Origin of the sequence: Lampropedia aestuarii (assembly GCF_004803635.1) — a bacterium.
GTDB lineage: Bacteria > Pseudomonadota > Gammaproteobacteria > Burkholderiales > Burkholderiaceae_C > Lampropedia > Lampropedia aestuarii.
On sequence record NZ_SSWX01000023.1, the window covers coordinates 1 to 20,751 of the forward strand.

Annotated in this window: 17 protein-coding genes; 6 read left to right on the forward strand and 11 right to left on the reverse strand. The window is 56.9% G+C overall.

Translation table 11 applies throughout. The features are described from left to right. Positions 1-221: 221 nt before the first annotated feature. The 4 genes from E8K88_RS14845 to E8K88_RS14860 form a co-directional block, all read right to left on the reverse strand. Positions 222-2,366: a TonB-dependent receptor gene (locus tag E8K88_RS14845; protein ID WP_136407462.1), complete on the reverse strand. Its 2,145-nt coding sequence runs from the start codon at positions 2,364-2,366 to the stop codon at positions 222-224. A gap of 375 nt (positions 2,367-2,741) precedes the next feature. Next, complete coding sequence (locus tag E8K88_RS14850; protein WP_420813583.1) at positions 2,742-4,493, reverse strand: acetyl/propionyl/methylcrotonyl-CoA carboxylase subunit alpha; 1,752 nt, start codon at positions 4,491-4,493, stop codon at positions 2,742-2,744. Positions 4,494-4,495: 2 nt separating this feature from the next. Further along, positions 4,496-6,193 carry a 5-oxoprolinase subunit B/C family protein gene (locus tag E8K88_RS14855; RefSeq protein ID WP_136407463.1) on the reverse strand — a complete coding sequence of 566 codons (1,698 nt, stop codon included), beginning with the start codon at positions 6,191-6,193 and terminating at the stop codon, positions 4,496-4,498. Further along, positions 6,190-6,954, reverse strand: a complete 765-nt coding sequence (locus tag E8K88_RS14860) for a LamB/YcsF family protein (RefSeq protein ID WP_420813582.1) — start codon at positions 6,952-6,954, stop codon at positions 6,190-6,192. Before E8K88_RS14860 ends, E8K88_RS14855 begins: the two co-directional genes overlap by 4 nt. Before the next feature lie 128 nt (positions 6,955-7,082). Here E8K88_RS14860 and E8K88_RS14865 point away from each other — a divergent pair, with 128 nt between their 5' ends. Beyond that, entirely contained in the window at positions 7,083-7,754 is a 672-nt protein-coding gene (locus tag E8K88_RS14865) for a GntR family transcriptional regulator (protein ID WP_136407465.1), read from the forward strand. On the opposite strand, the gene E8K88_RS14870 is transcribed toward E8K88_RS14865, so the two are convergent. Further along, positions 7,747-8,082: a hypothetical protein gene (locus E8K88_RS14870; protein ID WP_136407466.1), complete on the reverse strand. Its 336-nt coding sequence runs from the start codon at positions 8,080-8,082 to the stop codon at positions 7,747-7,749. The genes E8K88_RS14865 and E8K88_RS14870 overlap by 8 nt on opposite strands. A gap of 60 nt (positions 8,083-8,142) precedes the next feature. Here E8K88_RS14870 and E8K88_RS14875 point away from each other — a divergent pair, with 60 nt between their 5' ends. The 4 genes from E8K88_RS14875 to E8K88_RS14890 all read left to right on the forward strand — a co-directional run bounded on the left by E8K88_RS14875 (position 8,143) and on the right by E8K88_RS14890 (position 11,309). After that, positions 8,143-8,346: a hypothetical protein gene (locus E8K88_RS14875; RefSeq protein WP_136407467.1), complete on the forward strand. Its 204-nt coding sequence runs from the start codon at positions 8,143-8,145 to the stop codon at positions 8,344-8,346. Beyond that, the gene (locus tag E8K88_RS14880) at positions 8,343-9,326 is read left to right on the forward strand and encodes a TRAP transporter substrate-binding protein (protein ID WP_136407468.1); all 984 of its coding nucleotides are present in this window, start codon (positions 8,343-8,345) and stop codon (positions 9,324-9,326) included. The genes E8K88_RS14875 and E8K88_RS14880 overlap by 4 nt, the downstream gene beginning before the upstream one ends. Before the next feature lie 170 nt (positions 9,327-9,496). Then, positions 9,497-10,018, forward strand: a complete 522-nt coding sequence (locus E8K88_RS14885; protein ID WP_136407469.1) for a TRAP transporter small permease — start codon at positions 9,497-9,499, stop codon at positions 10,016-10,018. Next, a complete protein-coding gene (locus E8K88_RS14890; protein ID WP_136407470.1) occupies positions 10,011-11,309 on the forward strand; it encodes a TRAP transporter large permease in 1,299 nt (432 codons plus the stop codon). The genes E8K88_RS14885 and E8K88_RS14890 overlap by 8 nt, the downstream gene beginning before the upstream one ends. 144 nt (positions 11,310-11,453) lie before the next feature. On the opposite strand, the gene E8K88_RS14895 is transcribed toward E8K88_RS14890, so the two are convergent. Continuing rightward, on the reverse strand, positions 11,454-13,520 hold the full coding sequence (locus E8K88_RS14895; RefSeq protein WP_136407471.1) for a sigma-54-dependent Fis family transcriptional regulator: 2,067 nt from the start codon (positions 13,518-13,520) through the stop codon (positions 11,454-11,456). 429 nt (positions 13,521-13,949) lie between these two features. On the opposite strand from E8K88_RS14895, the gene E8K88_RS14900 reads away from it, so the two are divergent. Further along, positions 13,950-15,479 (forward strand): aldehyde dehydrogenase family protein, encoded by a 1,530-nt coding sequence (locus E8K88_RS14900; protein ID WP_136407472.1) that lies wholly within the window; start codon positions 13,950-13,952, stop codon positions 15,477-15,479. Positions 15,480-15,815: 336 nt separating this feature from the next. On the opposite strand, the gene E8K88_RS14905 is transcribed toward E8K88_RS14900, so the two are convergent. From E8K88_RS14905 to E8K88_RS14925, 5 genes are all read right to left on the reverse strand, one after another. Then, on the reverse strand, positions 15,816-16,322 hold the full coding sequence (locus E8K88_RS14905) for a disulfide bond formation protein B (RefSeq protein WP_136407473.1): 507 nt from the start codon (positions 16,320-16,322) through the stop codon (positions 15,816-15,818). Continuing rightward, positions 16,319-17,437 carry a sulfate/molybdate ABC transporter ATP-binding protein gene (locus E8K88_RS14910; protein WP_136407474.1) on the reverse strand — a complete coding sequence of 373 codons (1,119 nt, stop codon included), beginning with the start codon at positions 17,435-17,437 and terminating at the stop codon, positions 16,319-16,321. Before E8K88_RS14910 ends, E8K88_RS14905 begins: the two co-directional genes overlap by 4 nt. A 17-nt stretch (positions 17,438-17,454) precedes the next feature. Next, positions 17,455-18,432 carry a sulfate ABC transporter permease subunit CysW gene (gene cysW / locus E8K88_RS14915; protein WP_136407475.1) on the reverse strand — a complete coding sequence of 326 codons (978 nt, stop codon included), beginning with the start codon at positions 18,430-18,432 and terminating at the stop codon, positions 17,455-17,457. Further along, entirely contained in the window at positions 18,429-19,325 is an 897-nt protein-coding gene (cysT, locus tag E8K88_RS14920) for a sulfate ABC transporter permease subunit CysT (RefSeq protein ID WP_136407476.1), read from the reverse strand. Before cysT ends, cysW begins: the two co-directional genes overlap by 4 nt. A 309-nt stretch (positions 19,326-19,634) precedes the next feature. Continuing rightward, positions 19,635-20,636: a sulfate ABC transporter substrate-binding protein gene (locus E8K88_RS14925; RefSeq protein WP_136407508.1), complete on the reverse strand. Its 1,002-nt coding sequence runs from the start codon at positions 20,634-20,636 to the stop codon at positions 19,635-19,637. Positions 20,637-20,751: the final 115 nt, after the last annotated feature.

Genomic DNA, 20,751 nt, shown 5'->3' on the forward strand with positions numbered 1-20,751 from the left:
GCGTTGCGCGTGTTGCGCCTAACGATGTATGCGCTGCGAACAGGTGCCTCGCCCTGCCTCTTTTGGGTGTTTTGCGCGACTGCGTAGAGATGGTCAACAGGCTCTGAGCTGTCTGATGCCCATAAGAAAGGGCAGCACGCCAAACGCTGCTGCCCTTTTGATGCGTACCCGCAAGACAAACCATGCTTGGCTTGGCTTGCACACACCCACCAAATTTAAAATTAAAACAAATAGTTGCCGCTGATCAAGAAGGTGCGTGGTGCACCAGGCATGCTGCTATTGCGCCAGTAGCGTTTGTCAGTGAGGTTGGTCACCGCCAAGGTCACCGTCCATGGCAGAGGGCGCCAGCCGATGGAGGCGTCAAAGCGTGCATAACCAGGGCGTTCGCTGGTGTTGGCCAGATTGGTATAGGACGAGCCACGGTAAGTCACGCCCACCTCAGCATACAGGTCATTGCGTGGCACATAGCGCACAAACAGATTGCCTGTTTTACGTGCAGTATTGCTCAGTTGTTTGCCTTCGTTTGCAGGGGTTGCCACATCGCGTTTGACAATGGCTTTTTGTAGGCCAACGCCACTGCGAACATACCAGTGTTCTGCCACACGCCCAGTCAGACTCGCCTCCATACCGCGTGAGCGCTCGCCACCCCGCATTGCCCATGTGAAGGGGTCATTTTCTGCATCGGGCTGGTAGCGCACATTGTATTTTTCCAGGTTGTAGACGGCCAACTGGCTGGACAATGCATTGTCAAACCAATCGCTTTTCACACCGACTTCAATTTGGCGCGAGTATTGTGGCTCTGCATCAAACACCACGTCTTCATTGACCGATACACCCAGCGTGCCACGCCCGCCATAGGGCGAGAAATTCTTGCTGTAGGACGCGTAGATGCTGTGCTCAGGCACTGGCTGCCACATGATGCCCAAACGCGGACTCAGCGCATTGCCGCTGTAAGAGCGCTGCCCGTTGTTGATCAGGTTATGGGTTTTGAACGAGTAATGCTCCCAACGCAGGCCAGCCATGATCTTCCATTGCTCAGTCAAACTGATCAAATCCTGCACATACAGGCCTTGGGCTTTGGCCGAGTGTCGGTTGGATGTGGTGGCTGCGATCTGTGCAGGTTTGCTGCTGGTCCACTCTGGGTTGTAGGGATCAACACCGCCCACATAAGGGTTGGTGGCCAAATCCGGGCTGCGTTTTTCCTGCGTGATTTCCAGCCCCATCAGCACATCATGGTCGATGCCATAGGTGTGTGCCTTGCCAATCACATCAAAGGCATTGCTGAAGGTTTTGTTATTGGTCACTTGCCAGGCACGCGTGAACGTCATCAAGCCCGGTGTATTGCATGCCGCGCCATTGCTCAAACGCGTGCCGTCCGGTTGGCAATAGCTGCCGTTATACAAATGGTCAAAATCCTGGTTGGCATCGTGGTAGCCCAAGGTCCATTTGGCCGACCAGTCATTGCCAAAGTCATAGCCCAAGACCGAGCGGAACATGTGCATGGTGTCTTCGACATAGTCTTCCGGATGCGCATAGGCGGTGCGGTAGGACACGTCGCTGGGCAAATTATTGTAGGAAGGCGCGCGATCAGGGCGGCGCCAGACGCTGTCATAGGTGTATTGCCCCAGCCACGTCAAGCCTTGGCGATTGTCGTAAGCGATGCTGGGCGAGAGCATTTTGTTGCGGTTTTGGATGCCACGGCGAAAGCTGTCGGCCTGCTCATAATCGGCCGTCAGACGCACTGCAAGGTTCTCGCTGACAAGACGGTTGATGTCAACGGTGCCACCACGGTTGCCATGCGAGCCCAAACGCATGCCCAGGCTGCTGAGTGACTCAAAGTTGGCCTGCTTGCTGATCATGTTCACAACACCGCCGCCTGCACCGCGGCCATACAGTACCGAGGCCGGCCCTTTGAGCACTTCAATACGTTCGATATTGGCCGTGCTGCGGCGAATTTGGCCACTGGTGCGGATGCCGTCGCGGTATATGTCGCTGCCATCGGCGCTGAAGCCACGAATCATCACGCCGTCACCGCGCATGTCGTAATTGGTGTCAACGCCTGGTACACCCTCCAGCATGACGCTCAAGTCGTTGATGCCGTAAACCTTGAATTTGCTGACCTCCAGAGTGCTGACAGTTTGCGGCACATCTTTGGTATCCAGATTGGTTTTGGTCGCCGTCGAGACGGACTTGGGGCGGCTATCGTCCAAATCCAGCGCATCGGCGGTGACAGTGACTTCTGTCAAAGCCAGGCCACTGGACTCTACACTGGCTGACGCACCGCTCTGAGCTGCTGCACTGCATGAGAGTGCCAGCATGGTCAAAGCGACTGCTAGTGGTTGAACATCGGTTGTCTTGACGGGCATACACGCATCCTGTTTTTGTAAGAGGGGACATTGCAGCGCGCATTATGTCAAAACAAAGTAAATTTGAGAATAGTTTCTATTTAGATTTTCATTAAGGATCAGTCAGGTTACTCATTACCCAACAAGCGTGCATGGTGCAGCTACGCATTCAGAGCTGCCAACACCACCGAGCACACGGGGTTTTGAGGTTGGCACTCAGCGTAAGAACGTGTTTACGATTTTTTTACAGGCTGTAAACACGTTCTAATGGCTTATCACACCTTGCACACCAGCTTATCTGCCTACACAACGACACAACGAACGCAGCAACACCCTTGAGCCGAAATTTGGCGGTGTCGCTGCTTGGGAGCCTCACTGCATAGGCAGGCAGGCTGGTCACGCAATCGATGCCAAGCGTGCTCCGGCTGCCACCATCTGCCCTTGCACTTGGGCATGCGTAAGCACTCCAGTCGTGGGGGCTGTGATATTGGTTTCCATTTTCATGGCCTCCATCACCGCAATCACCTCGCCTGCTTTCACAGCAACGCCGTCGGCCACTTTCCAGGCCAGCAAGGAACCGCTGACTGGCGCAACCACACTGCCCTCCGGCCAATCTTGCGCGTCTTGACTGCTATTGCCCACATTTTGTGCCTGCTCGCCAGCAGCGGCCCCCATGCTCGACAATCCAGCCAACAACTGCGATGGCAGGCCCAGCTGAACACGCTTGCCATCGACTTCCATGAAGGTGCGGTAGAGCGTCGACTCGCGGCTGGGCTCAGGGCGCGGCGCAAACTGGATGCGCTCGGCCAATTCGGTCTCAATCCAGCGGGTGTGGACTTTAAAGCCTGCTTCAGCGGTGAAATCGGCATCCGCCACCACCGCACGGTGAAACGGCAGGACACTGGCCACCCCCTCAATCTGAAACTCACGCAGGGCACGCCGCGCGCGCTGCAACGCTTGCTCACGCGTGGCGCCGGTGACGATCAGCTTGGCCATCATCGAGTCAAATGTGCCGGGAATGGTGCTGCCCTCGGTCACGCCAGTATCCAGGCGCACTCCAGGGCCTGAGGGTGCGTCAAAACGCGTGATTGTGCCGGGCGTGGGCAGATAGCCGCGGCCTGCGTCTTCGGCGTTGATGCGAAACTCAAAGCTGTGCCCACGCGGCGCAGGTGCCTGCTCAAACGACAACGGCAGGCCATCGGCAATACGCAACTGCTCTTGCACCAGGTCAATGCCGGCCGTTTCCTCTGTCACCGGGTGCTCAACCTGCAAGCGGGTATTGACCTCCAGGAACGAGATTTGACCGTCCTGGCTGAGCAAAAACTCCACCGTGCCTGCGCTGACATAGCCTGCTTTGGCGCAGATCGCTTGCGCGGCTGCGTGAATGCGTTGGCGCTGCGCGTCAGTGAGAAACGGTGCAGGTGCTTCTTCGACCAGCTTTTGGTTGCGGCGCTGCAATGAGCAGTCGCGTGTGCCTACGACCACCACATGGCCGTGTGTATCGGCCAGCACCTGGGCTTCGATATGGCGTGGTTTATCCAGGAATTGTTCAATAAAGCATTCGCCCCGGCCAAATGCGGTGATCGCTTCGCGTACTGCCGATTCGTAGAGCTCAGCGACCTCGTCCATGTGCCAGGCCACTTTCAGGCCACGGCCACCACCACCATAGGCGGCCTTGATCGCAATAGGCAGGCCATGCTCGGCAGCAAAGGCCAGCACTTCCTGGGCATCCTTGACAGGCTCTTTGGTGCCTGCGACCAAAGGAGCGCCGACCTCTTGGGCAATTTTGCGCGCAGCGACCTTGTCGCCCAAGGCGTCAATGGTCTCGGGCTTGGGGCCAATCCAGACGAGGCCCGCTTCGAGCACTGCGCGGGCGAAGTCGGCTCGCTCGGACAAAAAGCCGTAACCTGGGTGGATCGCATCAGCGCCACAGCGTTTGGCAATGTCCAATAGCTTGTCAATATGCAAATAAGTTTCGGCTGGCTTGGTGCCTTGCAGCGCAAAGGCTTCATCGGCCAAGCGCACATGCAAGGCATCGGCATCCGAGTCCGCATACACGGCCACCGACCGCACACCATAGTCAGCACAAGCGCGGGCGATGCGCACGGCGATTTCACCGCGATTGGCAATCAATACTTTACGAATCATCATCACTCTCCTTCTAAACCATTCAATTGCTCAACCACAAAAGGCTGCACAACGCGAAAGCGCACTTGCGCACCAGGCGGGACTTGTCCGGCCAGATCGATGTGGTGCGAAGCCACCGCCCCCACCACCGGATACCCGCCGGTCAGCGGGTGATCGGCCAAAAACAGCACCGGCTGCCCATTGGCTGGAACTTGCACGGCGCCAAGCACTGTGCCTTCACTGGGCAATTCGACGCCCTGGTACTGCGCCTGGCGCAGCAATGGATGTGCCCCTTGCAAACGGATACCAACCCGGTTCGATTGCGCAGTGACTTCCCAGACTTGCTCAGTGAGCAGTTGCAAGGACTGCGGCTCAAACCAGTCAGTGCGCGGGCCCAGCACCAAATCCAGCCACACGGGCTCGCCTGCTTGCGGCCATTGCCGCGCCGCGTGTGCCGCAGGCCATTGCACAGCGTGCAAGTCGTTGGCCGGCACCGCCTGGCCAACCTGCACGGCATCGCCCGCCTGTACGGCAGCTGGACCGACCATCGCCAATGTGTCGGTGGCACAACTGCCAAGGACGGCTTGCACCTCAAAGCCACCGCGCACCGCCACATAGCAGCGCAGTCCCGCCGTGCTCGGGCCCACTCGGACCTGGTCGCCATCGTCCACTGCAAAGGCCTGGTCTTGTGGCTGCTGAAAACGCTGGCCTTGCGCGGTCGTGACCTCAATGGCCACGCGCGCGCCTGTAATGGCCAGTACCGCACTGCCCTGGCATTGCCAGTGCATGCCCCCCATCACGTTCTCCAGCACTGCCGTGCCCGTCGGGTTGCCAACCAAACGGTTGGCTGTACGCATCGACTGGCGATCCAGCGCGCCAGAGACCGAAACGCCCATGCCAGTTTGGCCCAGGCGGCCCAAATCCTGGAACACGGTTTGCAGGCCAGCGGCCTTGATAGTCAGGGCACTGCCAGTGGTTGATGCTTTGGCTGCTGACTCTGGTGGTTGTGCTGGCGCGGCGCCGGACTTCGCAGGTAAAAAGACCGTCGATTGCGAGGCCCGCGTCACATCGACAAAGCGCACCCGAAAACCAGGCTGCACCAAGGCCGGTTCGGCTCGGCTCAAATCCCACATCGCCACAGGCGTGGTGCCGATCAGCTGCCAACCGCCTGGGCTGTCTTTGGGGTAGACCGCACTGAAATGCCCCCCCATTGCCACCGAGCCGGCCGGCACCTTGGTGCGCGGTGATGGCAGGCGCGGCACTTTGTCAAAGCTGGCATGGCCGCCTGCCAGGTACACAAAACCCGGCGCAAAACCAGCGAAGGCAGCCTGGTATTCGGCACCGGTATGCCGCGCAATCAATTCTGTGGTGTCAATGTCCAGCAACTGGGCCAAGCTGCTTAAATCAGCGCCGTCATAAACCACGGGAATCTCGACCAAACGGCTGTGCAATGCCTGCTTTGCAGCGGCGCTGCCTTGGGCCTGCGCTTGAGCTTCGGCGTCCCAACGCGCCAGCAACCGCTGTACGTGCTGCCAGATGCGCGCTGCAGTGGTGGCGTATGGTGCAAACTCGATCAAAATCGTGCACGCAGCGGGCACCATTTCCTCTACGCCGACTGGTCGATCGGACTGCAAAGCCTCAAACAAGGCCAAAGTCTTGGCCAAGTCAGGCAGCTCAATCAAAATGGCGCGATCGCTGGCAGGCAAACACCGTGCGCTCATAAGCTGCTACCTGCGACAAAGGACTTCAGGCTCACACCAGCGGCTTCGAGCTGCTGGCGCACTTGCTGGGCCATTGCCACTGCGCCAGGGCTGTCGCCATGGACGCAAATGGAGTCGGCCTGCAACGCAATCAGGCTGCCATCAATGGCCTGGATTTTGCCGGTCTCGACCAAACGCACCATGCGCTGTCCAACGATCTCAGGGTCATGCAAGACTGCCGCTTTTTCCCGGCGCGAAACCAAGCTGCCTTCAGGCGTATAGGCACGGTCAGCAAAGGCTTCAGCGACGGTGGCCAAACCGCGCTCCTGCGCCCATTGCAAAACAGGTGTACCGGCCAGGCCCATCAACACCAGCGAGGGGTCAATCGCCAAAATGCCTTCAATGACATCGCTCGCCTGGCGCTTGTCGTAGGCGATGGTGTTGTAGAGCGCGCCATGTGGCTTCACGTAGCGCACTTGGGTACCCGCTGCTGTGGCCAGGCCTTGCAAGGCGCCTATCTGGTAGACCACATCGGCCACCAACTCGGCGCTGCTCGGGTCCATGTTGCGCCGACCGAAACCGACCAAATCGGGGTAGCCCACATGCGCGCCTACAACTACACCACGGCTGGCTGCGGCACGCAAAGTGTTCAGGATGCCGGTTGGGTCGCCGGCATGAAAGCCGCAGGCCACATTGGCGCTGGTGACAACTTCCAGCATCGTGGCATCGTCGCCCATGCGCCAAGCCCCAAAACTCTCGCCTAAATCACTGTTCAAATCCATGTCAATTCCCTAAGATGATGCGTCAGATAGACAACGCAATAAATATTGTTGAGCAATCTCTATACTCGGTTTGAGCACATCGCTGTAAAACTGTTTTGTCCGCGACCCATTTTTCTACCAATGGAGCTATGAGCCCTCGCCACTTCAACAACCCTATTCCCCCAGCCAGCCTGACCGAATCGGTGGCTGAACAAATTCGCCAAAAACTGATCCTGGGCGAGCTGCGCGCTGGACAACACCTGTCCGAGGCGGCACTGAGTGAGCAGCTGGATATTTCCCGCAATACCTTGCGAGAAGTGTTTCGTATCTTGATCAAAGAGGGCTTGCTGCACCACGAACCCAACAAAGGCGTCTCGGTGGTCGTGCCCAGCATGGGCGACATCATTGACATCTACCGCGTGCGCCGTTTGATTGAGTGCACGGCCCTGGCCCAGGCCTGGCCGCGCCACCCGGCGCACAAGCAAATGAAAGAAGCCGTTGAGCATGCCCAGGCCGCGCGCGAGCTGGGCGACTGGATTGCCGTGGGTTCTGCCAATATGGCTTTTCATGCGGGCATCGTGGCCTTGGCCGACAGCGAAAGGTTGTCGGCCATGTTCTCTGACATTGCCGCAGAGCTTCGCCTGGCCTTTGGCCTGCTCGACGACGCCGAATACTTGCACGCGCCCTACGTGGAACAGAACATCAACTTGCTGGGCCTGTTTGAGACCAGCAGCCCCAGTATCGCGGCCAAGACGCTGGAGGACTACCTGAACCAGTCCGAGCGCATGGTCCTGGCCGTTTACGCACGACAAGTCAGCTGAACAGGACGCGCGCCGCGCCCGCGCCGCGCCCAGCGTGCATGCGCGCGCATGCTGGGCATTGCGGCGCATGCCAGCATCCAGTCGCAGGGCCAGTGGCGGCATCCATGCCCCAGCCCAGCCACACACACAGCGCGCTACGCACGCAAGCCAGCCAGCCAACGCACCAAAACGCAGCATGATTGCACGCTGCCAAATCATAGGCGCACCATTTTTGGTTGAACAATATCGTCGAAAACAATGAACATAACGTAAATATATCTTCTACGAAATTTACCGCATTGTTGATTACCCTAATCGACATTGTCAAAATATCGTGATAATTTTGCATGGCATTTTAATTGCTTGCGTGTTGTTCATGCGATCGCCATTGGCCAAATGACAAATTGTCATGATGGTGCTGCCAACAGCGATGGTGCATGATTGGAGAAGTCCGCTGCATTTGCAAACAATTAATTCGTTATGTCAGCCAGCCTGGTTCATGGATGCAGTTTGTCGCATCCACTACTACCTGATTGACTGGCAGACGCCAGATGGCGTCTGCGCCCCGTTCTCGCTCTTATTAGCTTTTGAAACCGCGAAGGAAACACCATGAAAAGACGCACCCTCCTGGCGACTGCCACATTGATTGCCGCCATGGGCGCCAGCTTCAGCGCACAGGCGCAAACCAAATGGGATCTGGCCTCAGCCTATCCGGCCTTCAACTTCCACACAGAGAATCTGGTGGAGTTCAGCAAAGATGTGGCAGCGGGCACCAACAACGAGTTGCAGATCACCGTGCACCCAGGCGCCTCGTTGTTCAAGGCACCAGAAATCAAGCGTGCCACACAAGGCGGCCAAGCCCAGGCTGGCGAGTTCTTCCTGGTGAGCTTCCAAAACGAATGGCCTTCGTTTGGCGCCGATGGCTTGCCATTCCTGGCTTCCAGCTATGAAGACGCCTACAAGCTCTACCAAGCGCAAAAACCCATGCTGCAGAAAAAACTGGACGAGCAAGGCCTGGTCCTGCTGTATTCAGTCGCTTGGCCGCCACAAGGCATCTACACCAAAAAACCGATTGAATCTGTGGCCGACCTCAAAGGCATGAAGTGGCGTGTGTACAGCCCAACAACGGCCCGCATTGGCGAGCTGATTGGTGCTCAGCCCGTGACCATCCAAGAAGCGGAACTGTCACAGGCGTTGGCCACCGGTGTGGTGGAAGGCTTGATCACCTCCAGCGCGACTGGCGCAGACAACAAACTCTACGAAAACCTGAGCCACTACTACAACGTACAGGCCTGGATTCCTAAAAACGCCGTAGTCGCCAACAAGCGTGCCTTCAGCCGCCTGGATGCTGCAACGCAAGAGGCGGTGATGAAGGCCGCTGCTGAAGCAGAAGAGCGCGGCTGGAAGCGCTCACAAGAAGTGAATGCCAAATCAATTGCAACCATGAAAGACGCAGGCATGAAGATTGAGGAGCCTAGCGCACAACTCAAAGCCGATCTGGCCAAAGTGGGCGAGACAGTGGTGACTGAGTGGGTGGGCATTGCAGGTGCCGATGGTCAGGCCTTGATTGAGGCTTACAAGGCCAGCAAATAAGGCATCTGCGTCGCGCGTCTGTCGCAGCGCCAGCAGCGTTGGCTGAGTGCATCTGAGATGCGTGTTTGCGCTCTCAGCCCCATGGGTGCATGGGGTTTATGTGTTTGCCAACGCTGCCTTTGTCTGCGCAGCATCAGACGCCACCAGATTCCACGCAAAGGAGTATTGCAGTGCGGACATTTCTCAACGGCCTCTACACCACCAGCGGATGGTTGGCAGGTCTTTCCATGGTTGGCGTATTGGTGATGGTGTTGCTCACCATCGTGAGTCGCTTGTTCAGTTTTTCAGCCCCAGGCACCGATGCCTACGCCGGATACGCCATGGCCGGCGCTGGCTTTATGGCGCTGGCCAGTACCTTGAAAAAGGGCGAGCATATCCGAGTGACTTTGGTGCTGGGCATGCTCAAGGGCGGGCCACGCAAAGGCCTGGAGTTGCTGGCATTGTCGATTGCCGTTTTGCTGTCCGGTTTTTTGGCCTTTTATTCGGCCAGACTGGTGTGGGAGTCCTACCAGTTCAACGATATCTCTACCGGCATTGATGCCACACCCATGTGGATTCCGCAACTGGTGATGGCCGTTGGTACTTTGATTTTCTTTATCGCCTTTGTCGACGAATGGGTGCTGGAGCTGCTCAACAAGGGCCGCAGCACCGATGCTGGTGAAATCAGCCTTGAGGAGCTGACCCATGAATGAAATAACCATTAGCATCACCTTGCTAGTCGTCTTGTTCGCCTTATTGGCAGGTGGCGTATGGGTTGGCCTGACCTTGGCCGGTGTCGCCTGGTTTGGCATGGAGGTACTGACTGGCCGCCCCGCGGGCGACGCCATGGCCATGACCATTTGGGGCTCGGCCAGTAGCTGGACCCTCACCGCCCTGCCCTTGTTTGTGTGGATGGGCGAGATTTTGTACCGCACGAATTTGTCCGAGAACATGTTCAAGGGTCTGGCCCCTTGGGTCAATGCCTTGCCAGGCCGCCTGCTGCACACCAATGTGATTGGCTGCACGATTTTTGCCTCCGTATCCGGCTCCTCAGCCGCTACTTGCGCGACCGTGGGCAAGATGAATATTCCCGAGATGCGCAAACGTGGCTACCCCGATGCACAAATCATCGGCTCCCTGGGGGGGCCCTCGACCTTGGGCCTGCTGATCCCGCCCTCGATCATCCTGATCGTGTATGGCGTAGCCGCTGAGGTATCCATCTCCAAGCTGTTCATGGCCGGTGTGTTGCCCGGTATTTTGCTGGCTGTTCTGTTTTCTGGCTGGATCATGGGCTGGGCCTTGCTCAACCCTGGAAAAGTCCCCAAAGCCGAAGATAACCTGAGTTTCAAACAAAAAATCTACGAAACCAGACACTTGATCCCGGTGGTGCTGTTGATTGCCAGCGTGATTGCCAGCATTTACACCGGCATTGCGACTGCCACTGAAGCGGCGGCTGTGGGGGTAGTTGGCGCCTTGATTTTGTCAGCATCGCAAGGCGCATTGACGTGGAAAAGCTTTAGCGAATCTCTGCTGGGGGCCACACGCCTGTACTGCATGATTGCGCTGATCTTGGCTGGTGCGGCATTCATGACTTTGTCGATGGGCTATATCGGCCTGCCACGCCAATTGGCCACCTACGTCGGTAGTTTGAATCTGTCGCCCGAAATGCTGATCATCGTGCTGGGCATTTTCTACATCCTGATTGGCTGCTTCTTGGATGGTATCTCAACCATTGTGCTGACCATGGCCGTGGTGCTGCCCATCATCAAGGCTGCTGGTATTGACCCATTGTGGTTTGGTATCTTCCTGGTGATCACCGTCGAGACCGCCCAAATCACACCGCCGGTGGGCTTTAACCTGTTTGTGCTGCAAAGCATGACGGGCAAGGAAATTACCTACATCGCCAAGGTCTGCGCACCGTACTTCTTCTTGATGGTCTTTGCCCTGGTCCTGCTTTGGTTCTTCCCTGGCTTTGTGACTTGGCTGCCTGCGAAAATGCTGTAAGCACCACAACCGATGGCCGTTTGACGCCAACTAACAGCTGACAAAGCCACCCCTGCCCGTCATAGACAATGGGCAGGGGTGGCTTTTTTCATGGCTAGCAAATGGCCAGTCGTGGGATAGTCGTCGGCCAAACGTGCAGACGGACTAGCCCGCTGACTTCGTCGGCCGCAAATAACGGTAAATGGTTTGCCGACTCACGCCCAATTGCCTGGCCACCTGGGAGACATTGCCATTGAATGCCAGCATGGCCGCTGCAATAGCCTGCTGGGTTTGTTGCTTGATAGGTCTGGCTGGACTGGCGGCAGCACCAAACAGCAGGTCTTCATCGCCGCCCTGAGCTTGAGCCTGCGCCGCCGCATGGTAGCGGCGCTCCACCGGCGACCAATGCGACTCGGATTTCTGCAAAGCCATGCGCATGTCGTCGGCCACATGCGGCCAATCAATCACCCGCTCGTCGCCCTGCAGCAGGGCACAGGCAGTTTGTACGGTGTTGGCCAATTGCCGGATATTGCCTGGCCAGTCATAGCGCTGCATCGCCGCCTCCAAATCCGGGGCCAATTGCGTGCCCTCAGGGGCTTGGTGGCTCGCCAGCAGACGCTGCCACAAGGCTGGCCAGTCGCTGCGCTCGCGCAATGCAGGCAGCTGCACATTGAATCCATTGATGCGGTAGAACAAGTCGGCGCGAAAACGCCCTTGTGCCACCGCGTCCTGCAGCCTGCAATGGGTTGCGCTGATCACGGCAAAATCGACTTTGACGCTGTCGCCCCCCAAAGGGCTGACCGTGCGCTCTTGCAGCACCCGCAGCAAACGCGTTTGCAGGGCCAGTGGCATGTCGCCAATTTCATCGAGGAACAGCGTGCCACCATCGGCCTCACGGATACGCCCCAGACTGCCTGCGCGCAAAGCACCGGTATACGCACCAGGCGCATAGCCAAACAGCTCCGACTCAATCAATGACTCGGGAATGGCTGCGCAATTGATGGCGACAAACGGCTTGTTGCGGCGCGGGCCACTGTCATGGGCTGCGCGGGCCAGCACTTCTTTGCCAGTGCCAGACTCGCCTTGAATCAGCAGCGGCACATTGCTGTGCACAATGCGGCGGACTTTGGCCACCACCGCGCGCCATTGCGCATCGCCAGTATCCAACTGGGCCAACGCATCAGCTGGCTGCAATGCAGCCTCAGTCTGTGGTTTGCTGGCATCGGCCTGCACTGCAGGCGATGGCACAGCCTCGGTGCTCGACCCCGCCACGGTAGCTGGGGTCTCCATACCATCGGCCAGGGACGCGGCAAATAGCTGCGTGTGCCCACTGTGAACACAGAAAAACAGGCGCTGCCCGCCCGGCAAGCGCAGTGCCGCCACTTCTGCAGGCGCACGGTTGTGCAGATGGACTTGCAAGCGGTGTTGCAAACGCTCTTGCAAAATAGTCGATGAAAAATCACTGGATGACAGGCGCAGCATGTGCATGGCAGCCTGGTTGGCGCCTATCAGGCAGCCGTCATCGCGCATGATCAAGATGCCCTCAGCTGCGCTGCCCAACCCCTCGACTCGCGGGTGCAGGTGGATGCGCGCATGTTGTGGGTATGCGGCTTTGAGCCAGCTGTTCTCAATCATGCGAGCAGCCATATTGGCCATGCCCAGGCTGTGGCTGTGCGATGCCATGGGCTCACCCGAAATATCAATGACACCGGCAATCGCGCCTTGTGCAGTAAAGATCGGCGCTGCTGCACAGTGCAGAAAGGCGTTTTGAGCCATAAAATGCTCACCGCCTCGCACCCTGACCGGCATGCGCTCAAACAGCGCTGTGCCAATCGCATTCGTGCCACGGCTGTTCTCTTTCCAGCAGGCGCCCTGGCTCAAGGCAACGCGCTGCGCCTTATTCAAAAAACCTCTGTCGCCTTGCGTGTGCAACACCATGCTGTGCGCATCGGCCAGCACCACCATGCTGCGGCTGCCGCGAATCTGGTGGTAGAGAAAATCCATCACGGGTTTGGCATGCGCGAGCAGCTCGACATTGGAGTCCAGCACATCGCTCAAACGGCTGCCACTCATCGGATCTGGCACATCGCGTGTGTCTTGCGGGTCAACACCGGCTTGGCTGCTGCGCAGCCACGACTGCGCCAAACGCCCGTCGAGCGCAGCTGCCATCGACTGGCCTTGCTCCAGCCATTGGCGTCTGGCTTGCTGCAATTGGGATGTTTCATGCCTCATACCTGCCTCCTATGCCAATGCTTGCCCACCCCCATTAACCAAAACCTTGTGATCACCTGAATCGGTTCCGAACAGCAAATTCGCCCCTGACACAACACAACGTTTGCTTTACTGAAGTGGTTAGGCATTGCGGCTTAGCCAATTATAGGAATGCACTTCGCAGCGTCTCTGAGCATAAACACTAGGCCCAGCAGTGTCACAAAATGGAACACTGCACTGTTGCACAACACCACAGCGATGCTTGAGCTGCTGCCCAATTGCTGCGATGCAGTAATAAAAAGACCAACAAAAACAAGCCTCTTGGCTTTTTGCATGTGTTGGCACAAGAATTGAATACCACAGAGTCAGCGCCTGCAACACTGCCCACTTTTTGGAACTCAGCACAGCAGCGCATTGACCGACCATTCAACCTTATGACAGGAGACCGACATGGCAGATCCCTTTGAACTCAAACGCTTTAACTTGGATTTGGCTTTCCCATTCAAAAACCAGTATGGCAACTACATTGGTGGTCAATGGGTAGCACCTTCTGCAGGACGGTACTTTGACAACCTGTCGCCGATCACTGGCAAGCCGTTCACCAAAATTCCCCAATCCGATGCGGAAGACGTCAACCGCGCACTGGATGCTGCCCATGCCGCCCAGGTCAAATGGGGCAAAACCTCAGCCGCAGACCGCTCTAACTTGCTGCTGAAAATCGCCGACCGCATCGAACAAAACCTGCAAACCCTGGCAGTGGCCGAAACCATCGACAATGGCAAGCCGCTGCGCGAGACCATGGCCGCTGACCTGCCACTGGCCGTTGACCATTTCCGCTACTTTGCAGGCTGCCTGCGCGCCGAAGAAGGTGCGATTTCTGAGATTGATGAGTACACCGTTGCCTACCATTTCCAGGAGCCGATTGGTGTGGTGGGCCAAATCATTCCCTGGAACTTCCCATTGCTGATGGCCGCCTGGAAACTCGCACCAGCACTGGCTGCTGGCTGCTCGGTGGTGATGAAGCCTGCGGAGCAAACCCCAGCATCCATTCTGGTCCTGATGGAAATCATTGGCGACTTGATCCCACCTGGAGTGGTCAACATCGTCAACGGCTTTGGCAAGGAAGCGGGCGAAGCCTTGGCCACCAGCAAACGCATTGCCAAGATTGCCTTCACCGGCTCCACCCCTGTGGGCCAGCGCATTTTGCATGCAGCCGCTGACAACCTGATTCCATCGACCGTGGAGCTGGGCGGCAAAAGCCCGAACATTTTCTTTGCCGACGTGATGGACCACGACGATGCGTTCTTTGACAAGGCACTCGAAGGTTTGGCGATGTTTGCGCTGAACCAGGGCGAGGTCTGTACCTGCCCATCACGCATCTTGGTGCAAGAGTCCATTGCCGAGGCTTTCATTGAACGTGCCAAATCACGCGTCGAGCAGATGAAACTGGGCCACCCCCTGGACACCAGCACCATGGTGGGCGCGCAGGTCTCGCAACTGCAAATGGACAAGATCCTGAGCTACATCGACATCGGCAAGAAAGAAGGCGCGCGTGCCTTGATTGGTGGTGAGCGCAACAACCTGGGGCAAGAGCTCAATGGTGGCTTCTACATCAAGCCGACTATTTTGCAAGGCGACAACAAGATGCGCATCTTCCAGGAAGAAATCTTTGGCCCTGTTGCGGCATTGACCACATTCAAAGACATGGACGAAGCCATTGCGATAGCGAACGATACCGAATATGGCTTGGGCGCTGGCGTTTGGAGCCGCAACGGCACGATTGCCTACCAAATGGGCCGTGCGCTGCAAGCTGGCCGCGTCTGGACCAATTGCTACCACGCCTACCCCGCTCACGCGACATTTGGTGGCTACAAAAAATCGGGTATTGGCCGCGAAACCCATAAAATGGCTTTGGGCAATTACCAGCAAACCAAGTGCATGCTGGTCAGCTACAACGCCAACAAACTGGGCTTCTTCTAAGCCACAAGCATCGGCACAGCGCGACGCACGCTGTGCCGTGCTGGGCTGGTGGCGTCAGTTGCCTCTTCTTGAGAAGTTCTTCTCACCACCTCCGCGCAGTTGCGCAAGGCACAGGCACAGGCACAGGCAGCCGCTTGCGCATCTCAACCATACCCGCCCTACTTGCGGGCGACTCAAACCCCAGCGCGTCGATGCAATCGGGCAGATCGCGCTCCAAAGCGGCCAATGGTGCTTCAAGCCCGTTTGAGACCGCTTGAGGGAGCACAAAGTACAAAAAAACAGCCAAACCGCTGCACGGTTTGGCTGGCAGTATTCACAACGCCAAGCGGTGAATGATCAGCGCTTGCGCAAGGCCAGAATGCTCAGGCCAATGAAGAAACCGGCAAAGGCGACGAACGACCAGTTGGCAATCGACAAGCCCAGAAATGACCAATCGACTAAAGAGCACTCCCCCGTACCTTTGAAAAACATGGGGATTTTTTCACGCAATGGGAAATTGCTCTCGAGCACGCCATAAAAATCGCGGCCACAGTTGGGAAACTCAGGCGGATCCCATTGCAGCCAACTTTGTTTGGCGGCGACAAAAGCGCCAAGACCTGCAGTCACCCAGGCAATCAGGCCCCATAGACCGAGCCAGGCTTTATGGCCCCATAGGCTGCCAATCAAGGCAGTCACACCAACCCCAATCAATGCCAGCCGCTGGACAATACACATCGGGCACGGATCCAGATCGAGGCTGTGCTGGAGGTAGAACGCAAACGCCAGCAATGCTGCGCTACAGGCCGCAATAATGGCGAGCAAGCGCCGGGGTGAGCCAAAAAAGAAATGGGTAAGGGATGTCAAGTTGTAGTTCCTTCCACGAACACGCGGGCGCGTCGTGGAGTCACCAAAACAGTATCTCCCTCACGCAGGCCCAATTCGGCAAACCTGTCTGCAGCGATATGCGCTTCAATCAAGGTAGCTGCCACGGTTGTATTGTCCGCCCCTTTAGAGGCGTTTGTTGACAAAAGTTCCAACCTTGCAACAGGTCCGACGACAATCGCACGGTCAATGCGTGCAATCAGGCCATTGGATTTGCCGTTGTGGCCAATTTCTGCGCCTGGGGTATAGGGCAGCACGTCCAACTCATGCGGGCGCACATAGGCAAACGCATCGCCGGTTTGGTTCTGGTCATCGGTTTGCAACTCAAAGCCTTGCAGGCTGACACTGCCTTTTTCGGCTCGGCCCTTGAACAGGTTGACGTCACCCAGAAAGCCGTAGACAAACGGACTGGCAGGGTCATTCCAGACCTGCTGCGGCGAGCCCACCTGCTCAATCCGGCCTTTGTTCATCACGACCACCCGGTCGGCCACTTCCAGGGCTTCCTCCTGGTCGTGTGTGACAAAGATGCTGGTTACATGCAATTCCTCGTGCAGGCGGCGCAACCAGCGGCGCAGCTCTTTGCGCACCTTTGCATCCAAAGCACCAAAGGGCTCATCGAGCAGCAAGACCTGCGGCTCGACCGCCAAAGCGCGTGCCAAGGCAATGCGCTGGCGCTGCCCGCCCGAGAGCTGGGCGGGGAAACGGTCGGCCAACCAGTCGAGTTGCACCAGTTTGAGCAGGCTCATGACCTTCTCTTTGATTTGTGCTTTACTGGGGCGTTCGCTGCGCGGTTTGACATTCAGGCCAAAGGCCACGTTGTCAAACACGCTCATGTGGCGAAACAGCGCGTAATGCTGGAACACGAAGCCGACCTGGCGATCACGCACATGCACATGCGTGGTGTCATGGCCAGAAAACAGCACCGCGCCACTGTCCGACGATTCCAGGCCCGCAATGATGCGCAGCAAAGTGGTCTTGCCACAGCCCGAAGGGCCAAGCAGTGCAATCAACTCACCCGAGTTGACGTTCAGGCTGACATCTTTGAGGGCGTGAAAATCACCGAAGGACTTACTGATATTTTTGACTTCAATACTCATACAACAACTCCACTCTCTCAATGACGGTTTGTATTGGCTGCAGGCTCGTGCGGATCACGGCTCCACTCGATGCGACGCAGCTCGTCGCCTACAGAGACATCGGCATCGCGCAGCAAATGAGGATTCTCAGGCGGCAGCTCGGCCGCTTTCTTCAGCTGGGCTTCATGGCTCCATTCGGCCCAGGTTTTCAATGCCAGCGTCACCAGGGCCAGCAAAGCGAGCAAGGTCGCCACCGAGAAGGCCGCAACCGATTGGTAATCGGTGTACAGAATCTCGACCTGCAGCGGAATCGTATTGGTTTGGCCGCGGATATGGCCTGAGACCACCGAGACCGCACCGAACTCCCCCATCGCACGGGCATTACACAAGATCACGCCATAGATCAAACCCCATTTGACGTTGGGCAGTGTGACGCTCCAGAACGTGCGAAAGCCCGATGCCCCCAGCACAATCGCGGCTTGCTCCTCGTCATTGCCTTGTGCTTCCATCAAAGGAATCAACTCACGTGCAACGAATGGGAAGGTCACAAAAATGGTCACTAGCACAATGCCTGGAACCGCAAAAATGATCTTGATGTCGTGCGCTTGCAGCAGCGGGCCCAACCAACCATTGATGCCGTAGAGCAGCACATAGGCCAAACCGACGACGACTGGCGAGATGGAGAATGGCAAGTCGATCAAGGTGATCAAAAAGGCCTTGCCCTTGAACTCGTACTTGGCAATGCACCAGGCGGCCATCACACCAAACACCACGTTCAATGGCACGACAATCGCAGCTGTGATCAAGGTCAGCTTGACAGCCGACCAGGTGTCGTCAGACTGGAACGCGGCAGCAAACCCGCTATAGCCTTGGCGAAACGCCTCGGCAAACACCGCCACCAGTGGCAGCACCAAAAACAGCAATAAGAAAGCCAGCGCAATGCCTGTCAGGATGCGCCGCACCCACGGCGACTCAGTCGTCGTCACGGCTTTGGCTGGACGTGCAGTCTGTGTCATTTATTGCTCCCACCGGTTGCACGGCGCTGCCAAGCTTGCAGCCCATTGATGATAAACAGCATGATGAACGCAAACAGCAGCATCACCAAGGCCACGGCAGTTGCGCCTGCATAGTCATATTGCTCCAGCTTGCCAATGATGATCAAAGGCGTGATCTCTGAAACCATCGGAATATTGCCTGCAATAAAAATCACCGAGCCATATTCACCCAGCGCACGTGCAAAGGCCAGCGCAAAACCGGTCAACAAGGCTGGTGTAATGGCTGGAAAAATCACTTTGTAAAAAATCTGCCAGCGGTTGGCGCCCAGGCTGCTGGCCGCTTCTTCCAGCTCTTTCTCAAAATCTTCCAGCACAGGCTGCACAGTGCGCACGACAAATGGCAAGCCAATAAAAATCAAGGCAATCGTCACACCAATGGGGGTGAAAGCCACTTTGATGCCGATCATATGGAAATATTGTCCAACCCACCCGTTGGGTGCCAGCAAAGCCGTCAATGCAATACCAGCGACTGCCGTTGGCAAGGCAAAAGGCAGGTCAACCAAGGCATCGACCAGTCGCTTGAACGGGAACTTGTAGCGCACCAGCACCCAGGCGATCAACATGCCAAACACCAGGTTGACCAAGGCGGCAATGAATGAGGCCCCAATGGTCAGCTTATAGGATGCAACCACCCTGGGCGCGCTCACGGCCTCCCAGAATTGCGGCCAACTCAGCTGCAAGGTATTGACAATCAGCGTGGAAACCGGAATCAGGACAATCAAGCTGAGGTAGAACAGCGTGTAGCCCATGGTCAGGCCAAAGCCAGGAATCACCCGCTTGGGGCGCCCTGCACGCTGGAACTTCTCGCCTGTACTCAGCGGCGAAGCAGGCTGTGCGTAATTGGGTTGTGACATAAGAATCAAGTGCTTTAAAAATCAGAGCCTGTATTGCACCGCCATATTGCCATGGGCAACAGGTGGTGATCGCTGTCTACACAAGCTCAATGGACAAAGGCGCCTTAGAACCTGTTCATCCACTGCATGGAGTGGGTGAACAGGCGCTTTACGCCTTTGACTTGTGATGGCTCTTCGACCAGGCGGTCAACGCAGTGCAGGCCCAACTAGCGACGTGTGGCCTTGCGCCTCGCTTGACGGCCGTTGCGCGCTTGAGAGCATCAACATGCAGGGCCCAGGCAATGGCTGTCAGCCCCGCGGGCTATTCGATTACTTAGCGCCACCGTAGAGTTTGTCGAACTCACCGCCATCGTTGAAGTGCACCCGCTGTGCTTCACCCAATGAACCAAAGTATTTGTTCACACGGAACAGATTCACTGGCTTGAACGTCTCTGGGTGTTTGGCCAACACTTCTTCATTGCGTGGGCGCAGTGCATGGCGGGCGGCAATTTCCTGGCCTTCTTCGGAGTACAGGAAGTCCAGGTAAGCCTTGGCAGCCTCAGCCGTGCCTTTTTTGGCTACGACCGACTCGACAATCGCCACTGGGTTCTCAGCCAATACGCTGGTGCTTGGGTAGATCGCGTCGACCTTGCCTTTGCCAAACTCGCGCTCGACCGACAGCACTTCGGACTCGAACGTGATCAGAACGTCGCCAATGTTGCGTTGCAAGAATGTGGCGGTCGCATCGCGCCCGCCTTTGCCCAGCACTGGGACGTTTTTGTACAGTTTGGAGACAAATTCACGCGCTTGCTCCTCAGTGCCACCATTTTCCAGCACCGAGCCCCAAGCTGCCAGGTAAGCATAGCGGCCATTGCCACCGGTTTTAGGGTTGACAACGATGACTTCTACGCCTGGCTTGATCAGGTCATCCCAGTCCTTGATGTTTTTAGGGTTGCCATTGCGCACCAGGAACAGCATCGTGGACGTGGTGGGCGATGCGTCGTAGGGGAATTTCTGCTCCCAGTCTTTGGCAACCACATTGTTATCTGCCAAAAACTCAATGTCGGTGGTGGTGTTCATCGTCACGACATCAGCCTCCAAACCTTCGCGCACAGCGCGGGCCTGGGCACTTGAGCCACCATGGGCCTGGTCGACTTTGATGTCTTTGCCGGTGGTTTCCTTGTAGTGCTTGGCAAACGCCGGGTTGATCTCGCGGTAGAACTCACGCGCCACGTCGTAGGACGCATTGAGCAAGGTTTGCTGTGCGTGCACTGCCCCACCAGCGAGTGACAAGGCCAGTGCTATTGCAGCCAATTTCCAGCTGTTTGTCATTTTTTTTGTCATAAACACCTTCCACTTAGAACCTAAAATTGTTTGGATGGCGTGATTCTCGTCCTTTCAAATATAAAACAAAAAGACATTTTTATTCTTTTTTTATATGTTTTTT

Coding starts and splice junctions, on each gene's coding strand:
- E8K88_RS14865 (WP_136407465.1), top strand. CDS start 7,083: ATGAGCCCTCGCCACTTCAACAACCCTATTCCCCCAGCCAGCCTGACC.
- E8K88_RS14880 (WP_136407468.1), top strand. CDS start 8,343: ATGAAAAGACGCACCCTCCTGGCGACTGCCACATTGATTGCCGCCATG.
- E8K88_RS14850 (WP_420813583.1), bottom strand. CDS start 4,493: ATGATTCGTAAAGTATTGATTGCCAATCGCGGTGAAATCGCCGTGCGC.
- E8K88_RS14845 (WP_136407462.1), bottom strand. CDS start 2,366: ATGCCCGTCAAGACAACCGATGTTCAACCACTAGCAGTCGCTTTGACC.
- E8K88_RS14875 (WP_136407467.1), top strand. CDS start 8,143: ATGATGGTGCTGCCAACAGCGATGGTGCATGATTGGAGAAGTCCGCTG.
- E8K88_RS14895 (WP_136407471.1), bottom strand. CDS start 13,520: ATGAGGCATGAAACATCCCAATTGCAGCAAGCCAGACGCCAATGGCTG.
- E8K88_RS14870 (WP_136407466.1), bottom strand. CDS start 8,082: ATGCAAAATTATCACGATATTTTGACAATGTCGATTAGGGTAATCAAC.
- E8K88_RS14900 (WP_136407472.1), top strand. CDS start 13,950: ATGGCAGATCCCTTTGAACTCAAACGCTTTAACTTGGATTTGGCTTTC.
- cysW (WP_136407475.1), bottom strand. CDS start 18,432: ATGACACAGACTGCACGTCCAGCCAAAGCCGTGACGACGACTGAGTCG.
- E8K88_RS14860 (WP_420813582.1), bottom strand. CDS start 6,954: ATGGATTTGAACAGTGATTTAGGCGAGAGTTTTGGGGCTTGGCGCATG.
- cysT (WP_136407476.1), bottom strand. CDS start 19,325: ATGTCACAACCCAATTACGCACAGCCTGCTTCGCCGCTGAGTACAGGC.
- E8K88_RS14855 (WP_136407463.1), bottom strand. CDS start 6,193: ATGAGCGCACGGTGTTTGCCTGCCAGCGATCGCGCCATTTTGATTGAG.
- E8K88_RS14910 (WP_136407474.1), bottom strand. CDS start 17,437: ATGAGTATTGAAGTCAAAAATATCAGTAAGTCCTTCGGTGATTTTCAC.
- E8K88_RS14890 (WP_136407470.1), top strand. CDS start 10,011: ATGAATGAAATAACCATTAGCATCACCTTGCTAGTCGTCTTGTTCGCC.
- E8K88_RS14925 (WP_136407508.1), bottom strand. CDS start 20,636: ATGACAAACAGCTGGAAATTGGCTGCAATAGCACTGGCCTTGTCACTC.